Genomic DNA, 17,278 nt, shown 5'->3' with positions numbered 1-17,278 from the left:
GTTCTGTATACGACTGTTGTATCCTCGGCCTTTTGCAGCAGTAATTGCACAATGGCCGCATCACTCAAATCCAAGTTGCCCCGCGTTGGCACCACCATATTCACGCGTATGTCGGCGTTGGCGCAGGCTCATGATGCGCTGAACCTCTCGCAGGGGTTTCCGGATTTTGCTCCGCCGGCGCGCCTTGCCGAGGCCCTCGGTGAGCATGCTTTGCGTGGTCATAATCAGTATGCACCGATGGCGGGTTTGCCACGCTTGCGCGAGGCTATCGCACAGCAGCTTTTACTGCATAGAAATGTCCTTGTTGATCCTGAGACGGAGGTGACCGTTGTACCGGGAGCGACGGAGAGTATTTTTTGCGCCATTACCGCGCTGGTGGGAGCAGGTGATGAGGTCATTGTTCTGGATCCCGTTTACGACAGCTATGAGCCAGCAATTGAGCTGGCGGGGGGGCGCGCAGTGCACGTTCCGCTGCTTGCAGGCTCCTTTGCTATTAATTGGGAGCGCGTAGAGGCCGCTATTTCGCCGCGTACCAGGCTCTTTATGCTTAACAGTCCTCACAATCCCTGTGGAAGTATTGTCAGTAGAGCCGACCTGGACCGCCTCGCAGTGTTGGCCCGGGAGCACAATTTTTACGTTTGCAGTGATGAGGTGTATGAACACCTGGTGTATGACGGTCGTGAACATTGCAGCGTGCTGGCTCATCCAGAGCTCCGCAGTAGAAGCTTTGCGCACTTTTCCTTTGGTAAGACGCTAAGTGTCACCGGTTGGAAAACGGGGTACTGCGTTGCACCGCCGGCGCTCACCGCGGAGCTACGCAAGATTCACCAATACGTGGCATTTGTGGCGGTGACACCGGTTCAGCATGCGCTCACGGATTTTTTGGAAGAGCAGCCTCAGTACCCCGCTAGTTTGGCGGCGGATTATCAACGGCGTCGCGACTTGTTTCTGTCCACGCTGGCCGGATCACGTTTCTCCTGGACACCTGCACAAGGCAGCTATTTTCAACTGTTGGACTACAGTCAGATTAGCGATGAAAAGGACACTGTATTGAGCGAGCATTGGACTCGGGAGCTGGGGGTGGCGTCTATTGCGGTGTCCGTATTCTATGAATCTCCCCCCAAGCAGACCGTATTGCGTTTCTGCTTTGCAAAATCCGATGATGTATTGATAGAGGCAGGACGGCGATTATGCGCGATCTAAGAGTGACGCTCGTACAGCAGGCATTGGTCTGGGAAAACCCTCAGGCCAATCGCGAGCAGTTGGCGGCGGTGCTGGTTGCCGCGGCGCCCCGGACGGATTTGATCCTTCTCCCGGAAATGTTTACCACTGGATTTTCTATGAATGCCAGGTCGAATGCGGAGCCCGCGGGTGGGGAGTCCCAGGATTGGATGCAATCACTAGCACGTTCTTTTGATTGTGCAGTCGCAGGGAGCGTGGCGACGGAGCACAACGGCGCTGTTTACAACAGATTGTTGTTTGTGACGCCGGATAGCGTTCAAAGCTATGACAAACGTCATTTGTTTCGCATGGCGGGAGAACACGATCACTACGCAGCCGGAACTAAACGTGTGGTGCTGCAGTGGAGAGGCTGGCGCATTAAGCCGGAGGTTTGCTATGACCTGCGCTTTCCGGTCTTCAGCCGCAACCAAAACGACTACGATTTATTGTTTTACGTGGCGAATTGGCCGTCGCCCAGAGCTCACCATTGGCGCGCTTTACTGCAGGCGCGCGCCATAGAGAACCTGGCCTGTGTGGTGGGAGTAAACCGAATTGGCGAAGATGATAACGGGCTTAGCTACAGTGGCGATAGCCTCGCTTTTGATCAGCAGGGAGATGTGCTCACAGACCTGGGGTCCTCAGCCGCAGTAGAGACGGTGTGTTTCAGTGGCGACAAGCTTTGCAGCTATCGAGATCGTTTTCCGACGCAGCTCGATGCCGATGCGTTCACACTGGTCGATGGACCTGAGTGAGTGTTCGATCCCGGTTGACCCGGCGTTATCCAGTGCTTATGTGTGCACATCTGGTCGCGAAGGCAGGACGAAATACCATCTGCTATTGCGTTGTTGGCGTTGCGGGAGTCTGCTGTTGAAGTAAGTGACATGAGGGGTCTCCTAGTTGCGAGCAATACGGCACCAGGTCGCAGGTTTTCAGGCATTGGGTATACATCTTTCCAAAGACCTGAGTGGGTGGCGGAGGGTCTCTCCGAACGGGTAAATCCAATAGCGTTAAAATGTCCATGAGCAGACACTAGCGCGGCTTCATTGCTGTGACAGCTAAAGGGCGGTCAAAGCGCGAAGCTCGTCACAATCTGCTTCCGTTAAATCTCTGTCTGTGAGGCAGGTCACACTACGCTGGTAGGTGTTTCAAGGGACTTGGGGTCTAGAGGGTTTTGGGCAGCAGGCGCGCTTAGCTCTTTTCCATGGTCACAACGAATACACCCCTAAGTTCATTCAAGCCGTAGCCCGTTGCTTGATCCAGAGGGTAGCTGGCACGTATCGCTTTACTGGTTTCCTGGCTGATTTCTTTTCCAGGCGTGCCATGGCATTGCAAGCACATACCGTTGGTTACGATGGGGTAATACCCAATCATGTGTTCTTTGCTGTCCACGATGGCAGGCTTTGGCTGTTCTCCTGCGGCTAGCGAAGCTTTAGCCTTGCTAATGTACAGAAGTTGCTCGGCGTTGGCTGCGTTCTTGGGATTACGAGGACGGTCACTGACGCGCACGACGGAGCTGCCTAGCTCATTAGCCACGTGCTGTGTCAGGGGGAGCGCGTTGTCCTTGCAGAAGTTAACAGCAGCTACCGGACCTCCATCGCGCAGAGCTTGCTGAAGCTTACTGCCCAGTGCATCTCGCGTTTGTATCGCGATTTGTTTGCCTTGTAACAAATAGTCTTTTGGTGTGCCTGATTCTGCCAGTGCGAGGCTGGCGGCTATATTCACGGCTATAGACGCCACACAAATAGCAAAAGTAGAACGACTATGCATTATCTTGTACCTCTGAGCCATTTGATCAGGTTTCCAAGATAGCGCGTCCCTTGAAGACAAGCACGTAAATAGCGGTGTACAACGCTATCACGATGAGACCCACCCATTCGATCTTGAAGGGGGTAAATTGATACAGCGTAATGAGCATGAGCATGCCTAGGGTGTTTGCGAGTACGTACTGCGGGTGCCCCATACGACTTGCAGTAAGGTCAAGGTTGACCGTGTAGAGACGAATCAGCGAGTCCAGCGAGTTGATTACAAATACTATGCCCACACAGATTAATGCGAGCTTCACCGTGTCAGTCAGTATTAGAGTCTGCGTGTGATAGTGGTAGAGGACGGAAAACCACACGGCAATGGGTATAGAAGGAACCGTCAGTAGCATGAGCAGCAGATGGCGCGTTTTCATGGGGCTTAGAAAGCGCGACACAAACTGCCCAATCATGATGCTCCAGGCGAACCACCAAAAGAGATAAAAAGCGTGATGATCACTGAGGGGGGCGACGAAGCGGTGCGCGTTAGAAAAATACTCTTGAAGATTTAGCGCGCTGGTGAAAAAGCCGTTCATGCCCATGTCACTGTTGGTCCAAAGAAAGGCGATGAGAGCGAAAAAAAGCCAGGTGGATGCGAGGCTGAGTATTTTTACGTATTTGACGTCGGTGCTGGAAATAACAGCGCTGAGGACTACCAGAACCACCAAACCGTATTGACCGGCGCGGGAGATACCATCGACATAGGTGGGCAGGTAGCTTAAGAATAAAAACCCGGTAAATGCACAGGTTGCGATGATGACGCTGTTGTTGATGAACTTTACCGCGGGGATTTCGAAGAGCTTGAGCCTGGGTTCTACCTTGCAAAAATAGAACGTGGTGAGAAAGTAAAACGCCCATACCAAACATCCCCACATACCAAACTCTATGGCCAGCGGATTTGCGAACTGATAGACCGATTCCTGCTCATAAACCGGAAACTCGGTGAGGGGGAACATGATGAGTCCAACATCAAGTCCCGAGGTAAACAGGATGGCGCAAAAAGCAAAGAGCGAGGTGGGCATCGGTCCCTGACAAATCGCGCTACCCCAACGCACGACAATGATCAGCGAGGTGAGTAGGGTGATCCCTATGGTTATCGTTAGAATGCTGTTCATGAAGGGGCCTGCGCGTCTAGGAAATTGAGCGCTTGGGCGCGCCGGGTCGCTGGCGTTGTTGCCACTGTTCGTCAATCCAGGCCTCTGCTTTGGATGCAGGTTCGAGCTTCACTCCAAGTATCAGATCGCTGGCTCGTTCGGCCAACATGATGGTAGGTGCATTCAGATTGCCGTTAGTGATGCTCGGCATGATGGATGAATCCACCACGCGCAGAGCTGCTAAACCCATTACCTCACAGTTGCTATTCACCACTGCCAGTGGGTCATTGTCGGCGCCCATCTTGCAGCTTCCCGATGGATGGTAGGCACTTTCAACATTGTCTCTCACCCAATGATCAATGGCCGCGTCGCTTTGTATCTCACATCCCGGCTGAATTTCGTCGCCGCGATAGGCATCCATAGCAGGCTGTCCGATAATCTCCCGGGTCAGTCGAATGCAGTGACGCCAATCCTGTCGATCTTGTTCGTGTTCAAGGTAGTTAAACAAGATGCTGGGCTTGTCACGAACGTTATTGCTCACAACGCGGACTCTGCCACGGCTATGAGGTCTGTTTGGCCCCACATGGACCTGAAAGCCATGCCCTTTGACGGCAACGCTACCGTCGTAACTCATCGCAGCGGGCAAAAAGTGATATTGAATATCAGGCCAACGGACGCCTTGCTTTGAGCGGATAAAAGCGCAGGATTCAAAGTGGTTGGTAGCGCCTAGTCCGCTCTTAAACAGCAGCCACTGGGCGCCGATCAAGCCTTTGCCAAGGAGCCCTAGTTTGCCATTCAAGGTGATGGCTTCTTTGCAATGGTATTGGAAATAGACTTCCAGGTGGTCCTGCAAGTTTTCACCGACCCCGGGTAGATCATGTTGTATAGCGATGTTCGCTGCGCTGAGCACCTCAGCGGCACCGATGCCGGAATGCTGCAATATTGTGGGCGAGCCTATAGAGCCGGCGGCAAGAATGACTTCTTTTTTGGCCCTGGCCTGAGCGACTACGCCGTTTCTCTCGTACTCGACACCCACGGCTCTTTTGTCTTTCATGAGCACTCTATGAGTAAGGCAGTGGCTTAAAAGCTTCAGGTTTTTTCGCGCAAGCACAGGATGCAGATACGCGCGGGCCGTCGAGCAACGTAGCCCATCTTTTACCGTCATATGCATGGGGCCAAAGCCCTCTTGCTGCTGCGCATTACTGTCTGCGGTGATCGGATAGCCCGCATCGCCGCCGGCATCTATAAAAGCTTGATAGAGAGGATTGAGTTGTCCGGCATTACCGGCGCATGTTGCCAAAGGGCCGCTGTCACCGCGAAACTCATTTCCGCCGCCGATCCAGGTTTCGCTGCGTTTGAAGTACGGAAGACAGTTTGCATAGTTCCAGCCTTTGGCTCCATTCTCCTCCCACAGATCAAAGTCGCAGGCGTGTCCACGGACGTAAACCATGCCATTGATTGACGAGGAGCCACCGAGAACCTTTCCTCGAGGACAATGCAGCTTACGCCCACCAAGGCCTGGTTCGGCTTCAGACTCAAAAAACCAATTGAAGCGCTTGTCATTCATTGGGTAGGAGAGCGCGCTGGGCATGCGTATTGTCAGGTGTTTGTCGCTCCCCCCGGCCTCTAGCAATAATACGCTGTGGTTCGGGTTGGCGCTGAGTCGATTGGCCAGTACGCAGCCTGCGGATCCAGCGCCGACAATGATGTAATCGTACTCAGGCGCGGTCATAGAGTTTCTCAAATAGATCCGGAGTCAGTGGCATGACGCTCAGTAAGGACAGTCGACATCACCCAGTTCCACATACACGCTCTTGAGCTGTGTGTAGTGTTCGATAGCCGTTGGTCCATTCTCGCGACCCAGCCCCGATTGCTTGTAGCCGCCAATGGGCATTTCGATCGGCGTGATGTTGTAATTGTTAATCCAACAGGTGCCCGCTTGTAGTTGAGCGATGACTCGATGGGCTCTGGCCAGGTTCTGTGTAAAAACACCGGCAGCAAGGCCATAGGGCGTGTTGTTGGCCCGGGCGATCACTTCGTCCTCTTCGCTAAAGGTCAGTATCGACATCACCGGTCCAAATACTTCGTCCTGGACGGTTCGCATATCATCAGCGCAGCCAGTAAAGATTGTTGGTTCTACAAAAGCTCCTGCAGCCAGGGCAGGGTCCGCTGATTTTTTTCCGCCGCACAGCAATGTTGCTCCATCACTCTTGGCTTGTTCTATGTAAGCAAGCACCTTTTGCATATGCTCCGGTGAGATCAGTGAACCGATTTGTGTTTCAGGATTCATGGGATCGCCGATAGTTAGATTGCGCGTTCTTGTAAGGAGTCGCGCTACAAACTCATCATGAATATCGGTATGCACAAACACGCGTGTGCCATTGGTACAAATTTCACCCTGAGTATAAAAATTGGCCATCATCGCGGCGGATACCGCATTGTCCAGATCGGCGTCCTCAAAAATGACTAGGGGCGACTTGCCGCCAAGCTCCATGGAGACATGCTTTAAAGTCGAAGCCGCGGCGGCCATGACTTTCTTGCCAGTTGCGGTAGAGCCAGTGAGCGACACTTTGTCGATGCCAGGATGCAGCGACATAGCACTTCCGATGTTGCTGTCACCCAAGACTACATTGAATACGCCCGCAGGAACGCCGGCTTCGGTGAGTATCTCGGCGAGCTTCAGGCAACTCAGGGGGGTCAGTTCCGATGGCTTGTAAATCAGCGCATTGCCGCAGGCCAGAGCCATGGCTGCTTTCCAACAGGCGATTTGGATAGGGTAGTTCCAGGCGCCGATCCCGGCGCAAACGCCCAGCGGTTCGCGGCGGGTGTAACCCAGAGCGCCGGGAAGATCCATTTGATGGCCCCGAATCGTCGGCGCTACGTGCGCGAAGTACTCGATACAATCGGCGCCAGACATAACGTCTACGGACTGCGCTTCAGCGATAGGCTTACCGGTGTCCATGACCTCCAGCTTCGCCAACTCGTCGTTACGGTCTCGCAGTAGAGCGACGGCTCTTAAAAGGATTCGACTGCGCTCTGTGCCGCTAATACCGGACCATTGCTCAAATCCCCTGCGTGCGGACACAACGGCACGATCCAGGTCAGAGCTACTGGCAAGCTGTACTTTGCATATCTCCTCGCCGGTGGCAGGGTTGAAGCTGGGAAATACAATCCCTGAGCTGGCGGAGACGTAATCTCCGTCGATGTACAACTGCTGTTCCGGCAGATTCACGCCTGGGATTCCTTTAGCCTGCTTGCCATACCTTTATGAGCTCGTCGTAGGGAACGGTTTCGCCCTGTGGTTTTTCATCACTGAGCTTTGGCTTTGGCGAGCCGGGTTGGTCGAGCCAGTACTGGGGATCTCGTGGCTCGTTCAACGCGGGCCCGCACTCACCGAGAATCCCGTGGCGCTCTAATCGACCCATGATGCGATCCTGTTGCTCAGCCAGTGTATCCATGGCGACCTGTGGGGTCACTTCGCCGCTCACCGCATTGGCGACGTTAGCCCACCACAGCTGCGCGAGCTTTGGGTAGTCCGGCACGTTCGTCCCCGTGGGCGTCCAGAGGGTTCTTGCAGGGCTGCGATAAAACTCCACCAAGCCGCCAAGCTTGGGCGCAAGGTCGGTCATAGCCTGAGAATCCAAATCGGACTTGCGAATGGGCGTCAGGCCGACCACTGTTTTCTTCAAAGAGACAGTCTTGGACGTTACAAACTGCGCATAGAGCCAGGCGGCTTTGCGTCTTTCCAGCGGTGTGCTCTTAAGAAGTGTCCAGGAGCCGGTATCCTGATAACCCAGCTTCATACCTTCGCTCCAGTAAGGCCCGTGAGGCGAAGGCGCCATACGCCATTTGGGCCTGCCGTCCGAATTCACCACCGCCAGCCCCGGCTGGATCATGTCGGCGGTGAAGGTGGTGTACCAGAAAATCTGCTGAGCGATATGTCCTTGTGCTGGTACGGGGCCGGATTCGGAGAATGTCATGCCGCCAGCTTCCGGTGGTGCGAAGCGCTTCAGCCAATCCATATATTTGGACAGCGCATAGACTGCTGCCGGTCCATTGGTGGCGCCACCGCGACTCACGCTGGAACCTACCGGACGACAGTCCTCAACGCGTATGCCCCATTCATCCACGGGTAAACCATTGGGGATGCCTGCGTCGCCTGCGCCCGCCATGGACAGCCATGCATCGGTGAAGCGCCAACCCAGAGAGGGGTCTTTTTTGCCGTAATCCATGTGGCCATATACGCGTTCCCCGTCGATTTCTTGGACGTGCACACTAAAGAACTCAGCAATGTCTTCGTAAGCGGACCAATTAATGGGTACGCCCAAAGGATAGCCGTAGAGGGATTCGAACTGTTCCTGTATAGCGGGCGTTGTGAACCAGTCGTAGCGAAACCAGTAGAGATTGGCAAACTGCTGGTCTGGTAACTGGTAGATTTTTCCATCCGGGCCTGTCGTAAAACTGATCCCGATAAAGTCATCAAGATCCAGAGTAGGGGAGGTGACCGCTGCACCTTCGCCCGCCATGAAATCGCTCAGGGGGACCACATGGCCGTAGCGTGCGTGTGTTCCCACCAGGTCTGAGTCATTGACGTAAGCGTCGTAGACGTTCTCGCCGGTTTGCATCTGGGTTTGCAATTTTTCGATGACATCGCCTTCCTGGATCAGATCATGTGTCACTCTGATTCCCGTGATCTCGTAAAACGCTTTTGTCAGTCGCGTACTTTCATACTCATGCGTGGTCAGGCTTTCTGATGCGACGTTAATAGACATGTCCCGAAAGTCTTTGGCTGCCTCGGTAAACCATGCCATTTCTGCCAGCTGTTGGGCTTCAGTCAGTGTGGAAGGCTGAAACTCTTTGATCCATGTCGCTGCATTGGAGCTAAAGTCAGCGGTGGTTTCGGCGGGAGATTCTGTGGATTGCTCGGAGCAAGCAGTCATTAGCGCGCCCAGAGATGTGATTGCCAGGAGTAGATGCCGTACTTTCACGATGATTGCTTGCCTTGGGATTACGAGCACTCAGTATAAAGAGCTTATCCCCAGCGCATAAGTAGGGCGGCCCACAAAGCAGAAGCACAGCTGGCTATCAGTAAGCCTCCATCGACGAGCCCAAGCCAAAGCAAATGGATAAAGGCCGCGCTGAGCAAACTGATAAAAAACCGGTCGCCACGGGTAGTGGCCATGGGTAAAAACCCGCGCACACGCGCTGTGGGCCGCAGAATCTCAAGGACCGTGAGTCCCAGAAGTGCAAGACCTATGGCGCTGAAAAAGAACGCTGTGGGTGTGGTCCAGGCCATCCAGCTCACGATACGCGACCCAAGGCAAAACCTTTTACAAGATCTTTGCGAACGAACCAAACCACCAGAACACCCGGTAGCACGGTCAGAACGCCCGCTGCGGCAAGTACGCCCCAGTCGACGCCAGAGGCGCTAACGGTTCGAGTCATTACCACTACGATCGGCTTTGATGATGCGCCAGACAGCGTGCGCGCCAGGAGCAGCTCTACCCAGCTGAACATAAAGCAGAAGAACAGTGTTACACCGATGGCGCCACGGTTGATCGGTAAAAAGACCCGAACAAAAAAGTACAGAAAGCTGTGCCCGTCGATTTGCGCCATTTCATCGAGCTCCGTGGGCACGCCGGAAAAAAAGCCTTCCAGAATCCACACGGCCAAGGGCACCGTGAACAGGCAGTGTGCCAAGGCGACCGCCAATGGGGTGTCAAACAGTCCCACCGCAGAATAAAGCTGAAAGAAAGGCAGTAAAAACACTGCCGGGGGCGCCATGCGATTGGTCAGTAGCCAAAAGAATAGCTGTTTGTCCCCCAAAAAACGGTAGCGCGAGAATGCATAGGCTGCAGGTATGGCCACGGCCAGAGAAATCAGCGTGTTGATGGCAACGTAGCTGAGCGAATTTGCGAAGCCCTGGTACCAAACGGGATTCGAAAATATTTCGGCGAAATTTGCCAGGGTAGTGGTCGGCGGCAGCAAAGAAAAACTGCCCTGAATGTCGGCATTGCTGCGCAGGGACATGGATAGAAGCCAATACAGTGGCAGCAGCAAATAAATGCCGTACACCATGAGAACGCCGCGGCTGAGCCCGAGTCTATTCATCGTCGGTGCGCACCACGCTGGTATAAAAGATCCAGCAGAACAGCAAGATGAATAAAAAGTAGATCACCGAGAATGCGGCCGCAGGACCAAGGTCAAATTGCCCGACGGCCATGGTGGCCAGATGCTGGCTGAGCATGGTGGTGGCATTGCCCGGACCCCCTCCGGTTAAAACAAAGGGTTCCGTGTAGATCATAAAACTGTCCATCAGTCTGAGGAGGATGCCAATGATTAACACACCCTGCAGGCGCGGCATCTCTACGTAACGAAACACTTGCCAGCGACTTGCGTTGTCGAGTTCCGCAGCTTGATAGAAAGGCTTGGGAATTGATGTAAGGCCGGCGAATGCGAGGAGCGCTATGAGTGATGTCCAGTGCCAGACATCCATGGCTACCAAGGTCAGCCAGGCATGCAGCGGTTCTGCGGTGTAGTTGTAAGAAATACCGAGCGCGTTCACGGTCCATCCCAGCAGACCGATATCGGGGCGGGCAAAGACCTGCCAGATCGTGCCGACAACGTTCCAGGGAATGAGCAGAGGGAGAGCCAGCAGAATGAGTATCAGCGACGTAAACCTGCTGTCCTTGGGAATGCCCTTGGCCACGGCGACACCCAAAGGTACTTCAATGGCCAGAATCGTAAGACTGAAGACAACTTGTCGTACAAAAGCATCAATGAATCGGGGGTCTTTAAGGGTTTCTCGGTACCACTCAAAACCTACAAAAAAACGGGAATTGAAATCCAGAATGTCCTGTACGGAGTAATTCACGACGGTCATTAGCGGTATGACGGCACTGAAAGCCACAATGAGCAACACCGGCAGAACACCGAGCCAGGCGCGATTGTTCTTGGGCTTAAACGAGCTCAATATCACTCACCTTGCGCTGGTTGGTAAAAGTGATACAACGGGTCAGCTGCATATTTAAACTGTCTCCGATGCTTACCGGCGCATCGGGAAACTCTCCGCGGACGGCGACCTGGCCGTGGTCGGTGGCTAAAGTGAGTAAGCCGAACGGCTTACCCGCCTGGGCACCTTGCACGCGTATGCGCAGTACTTGGCCGGTGAGCTGGCCCATAGCGGAGCTGTTTGCGGGAGAGCTTGATATCGGCGAGCTTGCTGTGCCAAGAACGGCCCACTCAGGTCGGAAACCTGCGCGCTCTGCATCGTCGATTCCTAAGGCTTTAGCGGGTAAAAAGTTCATGCCGGGGCTGCCGACAAAGTGCCCCACAAACTCGTGTTCGGGGCTGTTATACACCTCCTCAGGCGTTCCCGTTTGTAAAATGCCTCCTGCGGTGAGCACCGATACGCGATCAGCAAAGGTCAGTGCTTCGGTTTGGTCGTGAGTCACGTAGATCATCGTCACTTTGAGATCGGCCTGCACTCGCCGCAAGGTCTGCCGGAGACGCCATTTAGTGCGAGGCTCTACCGCGGTAAGGGGCTCATCCAGTAACACCAGGGAGACATCCGGACGCATGAGTGCTTTGCCAACGGCAATCAATTGCTTCTGAAACAAAGATAGCGCGGCAGGCTTTAGGCTTTGGAGATCTGTGATATCCAGTTCGCTGCAAATGTAATCGAGCCTTTCGCGGATCATCCCGGAAGGCGCTTTTCGTGTCCTTAGCGGGAAAGCGAGGTTATCGGCAACGCTTAAGGATTCATACAAGACCGGAAACTGAAACACCTGTGCTACGTTTCGAAGTCGACCCGACTGCAGAGATACGTCCTTATCATCAAAACGAAGTGCGCCAGAGCTCGGAGTCAGTAGCCCCGAAAGAATATTAAGTAAGGTTGTCTTGCCCGCTCCGCTCGCACCGAGCAGGGCATGTGCTTCACCGTCAGGGATGTTCAAGTTCAGTTTTGAGAGCGTTGGGGAGTCAGCGCCGGGATAGGTAAAGCCGAGGTTTTCAAGGCTAACGGTAGCCATCAGAACTGCACTACATCATGAGGGGCGGCGTGGATTTGAAGCACCTGTCCAACACTTACTGGCAGCATGCCACGGCTGCGCATCACCCAATCAGTATCCTGAACCTGACCGTGGACAAAGGATTCATCGCCGTTGGTTTCGTAGGCGGTAACCTGCATGTCAAAATCAATTGACGATTCGAGGGCGGGGTCATGGCCCTGTAAACTCAGTTCCAGATGTTCGGGACGCAGGGCGCAAAGTCTGCCATTGCGATAAAAGCGATTGATGTCCGGGTCTGCAAGCAGCGCCATCGCAGCTGGACAGCTGGGGCTTTCATAAACCTCCAAGGGGCGGCCAGCCTGAATTTTTGATCCCTTTTCTAACAGTAACAATTGATCACCCAGGGTGAAGGCGTCTCTGGGGTCGCTGCTGGTGTAAACAACGACGGTGTTGCTGGCGCGCAGTAACTCTCGAAGCTCAACTTCTAAAGCTTCTCGAAGTTTGAAGTCGAGATTCACCAGGGGTTCGTCCAACAGCAAAACCTGAGCTTCCTGAGCTAGCGCCCTGGCAATAGCAACGCGTTGTTGCTGACCTCCGGATAACTCGCTGGGCAAGCGGTCCAGCAGTTGTGAGATTTGCAGCTTCTCTGCCGTCTCTGCAACGGTTTTGGACAGGGTCTTTGTATCGGTTTTTTTTGCACGCAGTGGAGAAGCAATGTTTTCAAATACTGTGAGGTTGGGGTAATTAACAAAAGCCTGATAGACCATGCTCACCGGTCGCGATCGGGGGCCCAGCTCCACAAGGCTATGACCATCAAGACTCACCTCTCCTTGCGCCCGTGTGTTCAGGCCGGCAATGAGTCTGCAGAGGTTGGTTTTCCCCGACTGGTTGGCGCCCAGGACCACCGAAATTTCTCCGGGCGCAAAGCTGTGCGAGAACGCATTGTTCTCGTCGGGAATTAGACACACATTGTTAACGCTCAGCACACGCGATATCGCTTTGCAGGCACAGTTATTATCTCCAGACGGAGTGAGATGCTACACCGTGTCAGAACAGCGCACCATGCCTGCTTGTCTATCTAGGAAGCGATTGACCAGTTGCCCTTGTAAAGCCGCTGAATTTCTTTCTGCGTATCGTCTATGCGGTACAGATACAGCCAGTCATTGTCGACGAGCTGTTGGACAACTTCATGACGATCGACGATATCGGCGATGGCCTTCTGTGGAGCTGCTATGTACACATTGAGACGCAGAGCATCGTGCATCCATTGTTGCCCGTTATGGAGTGATTGCATCGGTAAGCCTATACGTAAGTCGCCACCGTTGCCTTCAAAAACGCCGATGTTTCCGCCTACAACGTTGTGCAGAACTTTATTGCCTGAGCCGTAAAGCTCGTTATCCATAACCGATGTGTTGTACTGCATGTTGATCCAGTGTGTCACCAGCATGGGGGCCGTCATAATCAGCTCCAGCACTGGATATCCCTTGGCGCCGTCGGCAGCCTCATCGTAGTCATGGAGAAAACAGCGCCCGGCAAAATCCAGATGAGCCGTTCGAGACCGAGGTGCCACCACAAAGCAGGCATTCCCCGCCAGACCCCACTCGGGTCTCACCTGGGACCAATCGCGACTGCGCTCCATAATGGCTTTGTCGGTATTTTTATCGTCTACCCCGAGCTTTTTTGCGCGCTCTCGCCGAGCGGCTTTACCCGCCGCGCTGATCCAGCTTTGGACTAAATCACTGCCAGCGGGTAATGCTGTCAGGTAATGCAGTTCATCGGTGGTCGTGTCATGGAGAGCAGCAACAAAGCTTGTGTCTTTGGGTATTTGTATGCCGTGTGCTGCAGCCAGCGCGGTTCGTACATCTGCATCATTGAGTAGCTGAGTGAGTACGCGCACATTAATCTCACCGGTTTGCCCGCCACATGCGCCGCAATCCAAGCCCGCTGCATGAGGATTGTTTCGGGTGCTGCTGCCGTGGCCAGCAAGAATAACGATGCTTGCAAAATTGTCGGTCAAGGTCATTGCGCCGAGAATACCCGCGACTAACTCGGCTTGCGCCGGTACATCCAGTGCCGCATCTTCGTTGCTAATAATGTACTGGGGATCGCCGGCCTGGAGCGTATTAACCGGGTGTGTGCTGTCTGCCCCAAAGAGTGATTCGCGCAACAGTTTAAACGCGTAGCCCAAACCTACTGACTCTACGTAGCCAAAAGCGGCGGGAGCGGCTTTGCCAATCGCCGACCAGCGTGCCCGGCGGTTCAGCCCGGCACTGAGCTGGTTGTTTGCCTTCGGCTCTTTTGACTCGGTGACGCTCAATGCTGGAGCAAGCAAGCCAGGAAGTTGTGGACGGGTATAGCTTGCCCCGGTAGGTGCGTACTCAATAGGTAAGCCAAAGAAGCCTGCAAAACCCAGGGTTTGAATAAGGTGGTCTTGGCGCTCCAAAGCGCGGCGATATATTTCTGAGCGCACGTCAATGCAAAAGGCTGCTTGCAGTGTCGGCCGTTGAGCAGGCTCCGGTTTTGTAGCTGCGGGGCTTAAGAGCTTTGCATGCGTGGCTTGCTGGAATGCCACCTCTGCTGCGCGTTGCCATATCCATGCAGGTTCCTGATGCTGACGATGGCGTTGCAGTAAATCAGGTAGCCTCGCGAATTGCTGGGTCCAGCTCTGTGTGAGTGCCGCCGTATGCCCTGATTGCTTGCTACTTTGGTGTTTCCAAAGTACCAGTTCCCAGGCGAGTCGTATGGCGAGTAGTTGATGCATGGCATCGTCGCTGCCGCCTGCCAGCTTCGATTGCCAGCGCAGATATGCCAGCCAGGAAGCCCAGCCATTGATATCCAGTAACAGCGCATGGAAATAGTCCTCCATGGCGCCCTCGGGCACCTGAAGGTCTGCGACCGCCTCATCCAATAAAGCTTCTGCGGTTGCCGGCAGCGCGTCGAAGTATTGATGAAGGCCTTTCTCGCCCATCATTATTTCGATGCCACGATCGTTACGTACATTCTCAAGCCAGGCCTCGTAGAGACAATGGTCGGGTTCATGGGGTAGTGGTGTGGCAATACTGTAAAAGCTGGCGCAGAACTGGCTGATCTGATGAATGATTTCTTCGTGCCAGGACACATTGCGTGTGAGGTCTCGATTTGCATCGACACTGTCGCTGAAGTTTTTCCAGCATGGCGGCTGATCGTCACTGCCGAGCCAGGCCATGAGTGCCTCATGGTCCAGATTGGTTTGAGTGCTTCGCAGCGCGGTGTCTAGATGCTCAGGACTTATTCGGTCCGGAAATTGAGCCTTAAACCAATGTCTGGGCATGTGACCATCGGCGTGGCCAAGCAGGGTCAGGCGTGCGGCTACGTCGGTAATGGTTTGGTCGCGCATTTCCCACCAGGGGTTCACCGCAATGAGCTGATCCAGCGGCCAACTTGGGGCTATGCGGTTACCGGCTACCAGGGCTGCGCTGTGCGCAACGGGGTATGGTGAGTTGGGGCGCTCTGCAGGGGCTGTCATGATTGCTTCTCCCGTTGATACTGTATTCCGGCTTGATGCTGTCCTGCGCGCTGTGGCAGCTTGGCGGGCCAAAGAGCCAGGGTCGCTCGCGTCGCCCATTCATCAAGATAGAAGCCGGCATAAAGATTGCGGTACAGGCGTCGTCCAATAGCTGAGTCGCCCCGTTGACGGAGAATCCAGTAGGCCGCCAGGAGTACAGTGAACAGCAATGCACACCACAGTGCGGCGCCCGCACCGGGGATAGATCCGCTTGGCGCCAGATGAATAAAAACCGTCTTCTGCAGTAAGTAAGCACAGATGAGGAGAAAGCCCAGCCCCGCGGTCATGAGTATTGAGGCGCTGTGTCCCGTGCTGCTGCGCTCGCTCAGCATGGCAATGGGGAACAATGCCAGCAGCAGCCACAGGCTGGCGTCGTTGCTGACAATGTCCAGCCAATACAAAGAGCCGATTATCAGTATCGCGAGGGTAAACAGCAGGGGTAGGGTGCTGGCTGCGGGCAGGCGCGCGGGTGCGAGCTGCTTTTTAAGGAAGACCTCGACATCGCCGCCAGCACTCAGGAATGCATAGGCCTTGTAACAGGAGTGTGCTACCAGGTGCAGGAGTGCGAGTCCGTACTGTCCTAAGGCGCATTCAACGAGCATCAAGCCCATTTGAGCAACGGTTGACCAGGCGAGCAGGACTTTGACGCTAACACGAGTCATGGTGATCAGCGCGGCTGCAATGCAAGTCAACCCCGCCACAATAAGCAGTAACCAGTTTGCCAGCTCGGCATGCATCATCAGCGGAGCCATAAGCAGAATAAGAAAACCGCCGAGGTTAATGACACCTGCGTGAAGTAGGGCTGAGACGGGAGTAGGACACTCTACAACCTGAATCAACCATCCATGCATGGGGAACTGTGCGCACTTGACCATTGCGGCGCTTGCAATAAGCAAAGCCGCGATTTGTTCGCCTGCGGTGAGTGTTACCGCTGCACTTTGGTAGGCGGTCAGAATATCGCTAATGCTCAAGGTGCCGTGCTCGAGGTATAGCAACGCGGCGGCAACGATTAAGCAGGACTCCGCAAGGCGGGCGAACAGGAATTTTTTGTGCGCCGCCAATGCGGCACGTTTGCGCTCGGGGTAAAACATTAACAGCTGGTGCAAAGAGAGACTTATTCCTATCCAGGCTGCGATCAAAATACCCAGGTGGTTAGTTGTGACCACCACAGTCACACTGGCCAGGGTCAACTGCAGCCAGCGTTGGAATCGCTGCTCGCCGGGCTCACCACTTAAGTAATGTGCAGAGAAGCGCGTCACGATCCAGCCGATAAATGACACAACAGCCAGCACGGTCATCTGCATCGCGCGTTGGCCAAAAAAGCCGGACTCCGGGGCCGGTAAAAAGGGCAGGCCGATAACCACTAGCAGTATCAGTAGACTCGCGGCGTTTAACATTCGCCAGCCAGTCTTTGCTGCACTCAGCGGCGCTAGAATCGCGCTGCAGATGTAAGCGAGGGGCAGGCTCAAGAAAACCAGGTCACTCCAATTACCGCTCATTAGCAACTCCCTATTTAAAGTGCGCGCAGTATCAGGAGCATGGTGGCCATTGTAAAATTTAAATATTTAAGACTTTAGTTAACTAAAAGTTAACAATGGTATCAAGGCTAAG

14 protein-coding genes are annotated in these 17,278 nt (G+C 54.2%); 2 read left to right on the top strand and 12 right to left on the bottom strand.

Translation table 11 applies throughout. The features are described 5' to 3' along the window. Positions 1 to 51: 51 nt before the first annotated feature. Together R0135_RS05040 and R0135_RS05035 are read left to right on the top strand one after the other, a co-directional pair. Positions 52 to 1,203, top strand: coding sequence for a methionine aminotransferase (locus R0135_RS05040; protein WP_407349161.1), 1,152 nt, complete (start codon positions 52 to 54; stop codon positions 1,201 to 1,203). After that, positions 1,191 to 1,973: an amidohydrolase gene (locus tag R0135_RS05035; protein ID WP_407349160.1), complete on the top strand. Its 783-nt coding sequence runs from the start codon at positions 1,191 to 1,193 to the stop codon at positions 1,971 to 1,973. Before R0135_RS05040 ends, R0135_RS05035 begins: the two co-directional genes overlap by 13 nt. Before the next feature lie 436 nt (positions 1,974 to 2,409). On the opposite strand, the gene R0135_RS05030 is transcribed toward R0135_RS05035, so the two are convergent. From R0135_RS05030 to R0135_RS04975, 12 genes are all read right to left on the bottom strand, one after another. Then, positions 2,410 to 2,988, bottom strand: a complete 579-nt coding sequence (locus tag R0135_RS05030) for a DUF3365 domain-containing protein (RefSeq protein WP_407349159.1) — start codon at positions 2,986 to 2,988, stop codon at positions 2,410 to 2,412. A 25-nt stretch (positions 2,989 to 3,013) separates the two neighbouring features. Next, the gene (locus R0135_RS05025) at positions 3,014 to 4,135 is read right to left on the bottom strand and encodes a BCCT family transporter (protein ID WP_407349158.1); all 1,122 of its coding nucleotides are present in this window, start codon (positions 4,133 to 4,135) and stop codon (positions 3,014 to 3,016) included. Between the two features lie 16 nt (positions 4,136 to 4,151). Then, the gene (gene betA, locus R0135_RS05020) at positions 4,152 to 5,846 is read right to left on the bottom strand and encodes a choline dehydrogenase (protein ID WP_407349157.1); all 1,695 of its coding nucleotides are present in this window, start codon (positions 5,844 to 5,846) and stop codon (positions 4,152 to 4,154) included. A 39-nt stretch (positions 5,847 to 5,885) separates the two neighbouring features. Continuing rightward, complete coding sequence (gene betB, locus R0135_RS05015; protein WP_407349156.1) at positions 5,886 to 7,346, bottom strand: betaine-aldehyde dehydrogenase; 1,461 nt, start codon at positions 7,344 to 7,346, stop codon at positions 5,886 to 5,888. Positions 7,347 to 7,359: 13 nt separating this feature from the next. Next, positions 7,360 to 9,102, bottom strand: a complete 1,743-nt coding sequence (locus tag R0135_RS05010; RefSeq protein ID WP_407349155.1) for an ABC transporter substrate-binding protein — start codon at positions 9,100 to 9,102, stop codon at positions 7,360 to 7,362. Between the two features lie 44 nt (positions 9,103 to 9,146). After that, positions 9,147 to 9,410 (bottom strand): DUF2160 domain-containing protein, encoded by a 264-nt coding sequence (locus R0135_RS05005; RefSeq protein WP_407349881.1) that lies wholly within the window; start codon positions 9,408 to 9,410, stop codon positions 9,147 to 9,149. A 5-nt stretch (positions 9,411 to 9,415) separates the two neighbouring features. After that, on the bottom strand, positions 9,416 to 10,225 hold the full coding sequence (locus R0135_RS05000; protein ID WP_407349154.1) for a carbohydrate ABC transporter permease: 810 nt from the start codon (positions 10,223 to 10,225) through the stop codon (positions 9,416 to 9,418). Then, positions 10,218 to 11,087, bottom strand: coding sequence for a carbohydrate ABC transporter permease (locus R0135_RS04995; RefSeq protein WP_407349153.1), 870 nt, complete (start codon positions 11,085 to 11,087; stop codon positions 10,218 to 10,220). Before R0135_RS04995 ends, R0135_RS05000 begins: the two co-directional genes overlap by 8 nt. Continuing rightward, positions 11,074 to 12,144 (bottom strand): ABC transporter ATP-binding protein, encoded by a 1,071-nt coding sequence (locus R0135_RS04990; RefSeq protein ID WP_407349152.1) that lies wholly within the window; start codon positions 12,142 to 12,144, stop codon positions 11,074 to 11,076. The genes R0135_RS04995 and R0135_RS04990 overlap by 14 nt, the downstream gene beginning before the upstream one ends. Beyond that, a complete protein-coding gene (locus R0135_RS04985; RefSeq protein WP_407349151.1) occupies positions 12,144 to 13,109 on the bottom strand; it encodes an ABC transporter ATP-binding protein in 966 nt (321 codons plus the stop codon). The genes R0135_RS04990 and R0135_RS04985 overlap by 1 nt, the downstream gene beginning before the upstream one ends. A 92-nt stretch (positions 13,110 to 13,201) precedes the next feature. After that, positions 13,202 to 15,628: a YbcC family protein gene (locus tag R0135_RS04980; RefSeq protein ID WP_407349150.1), complete on the bottom strand. Its 2,427-nt coding sequence runs from the start codon at positions 15,626 to 15,628 to the stop codon at positions 13,202 to 13,204. After that, positions 15,625 to 17,166 (bottom strand): NADH-quinone oxidoreductase subunit L, encoded by a 1,542-nt coding sequence (locus R0135_RS04975; RefSeq protein ID WP_407349149.1) that lies wholly within the window; start codon positions 17,164 to 17,166, stop codon positions 15,625 to 15,627. Before R0135_RS04975 ends, R0135_RS04980 begins: the two co-directional genes overlap by 4 nt. Positions 17,167 to 17,278 lie beyond the last annotated feature (112 nt).

The organism is Congregibacter variabilis, assembly GCF_045689235.1.
Classification (GTDB): Bacteria; Pseudomonadota; Gammaproteobacteria; order Pseudomonadales; family Halieaceae; genus Congregibacter; species Congregibacter variabilis.
The sequence above is the reverse complement of the archived record's forward strand: the minus strand, read 5'-3'. Positions and strand labels throughout refer to the sequence as shown.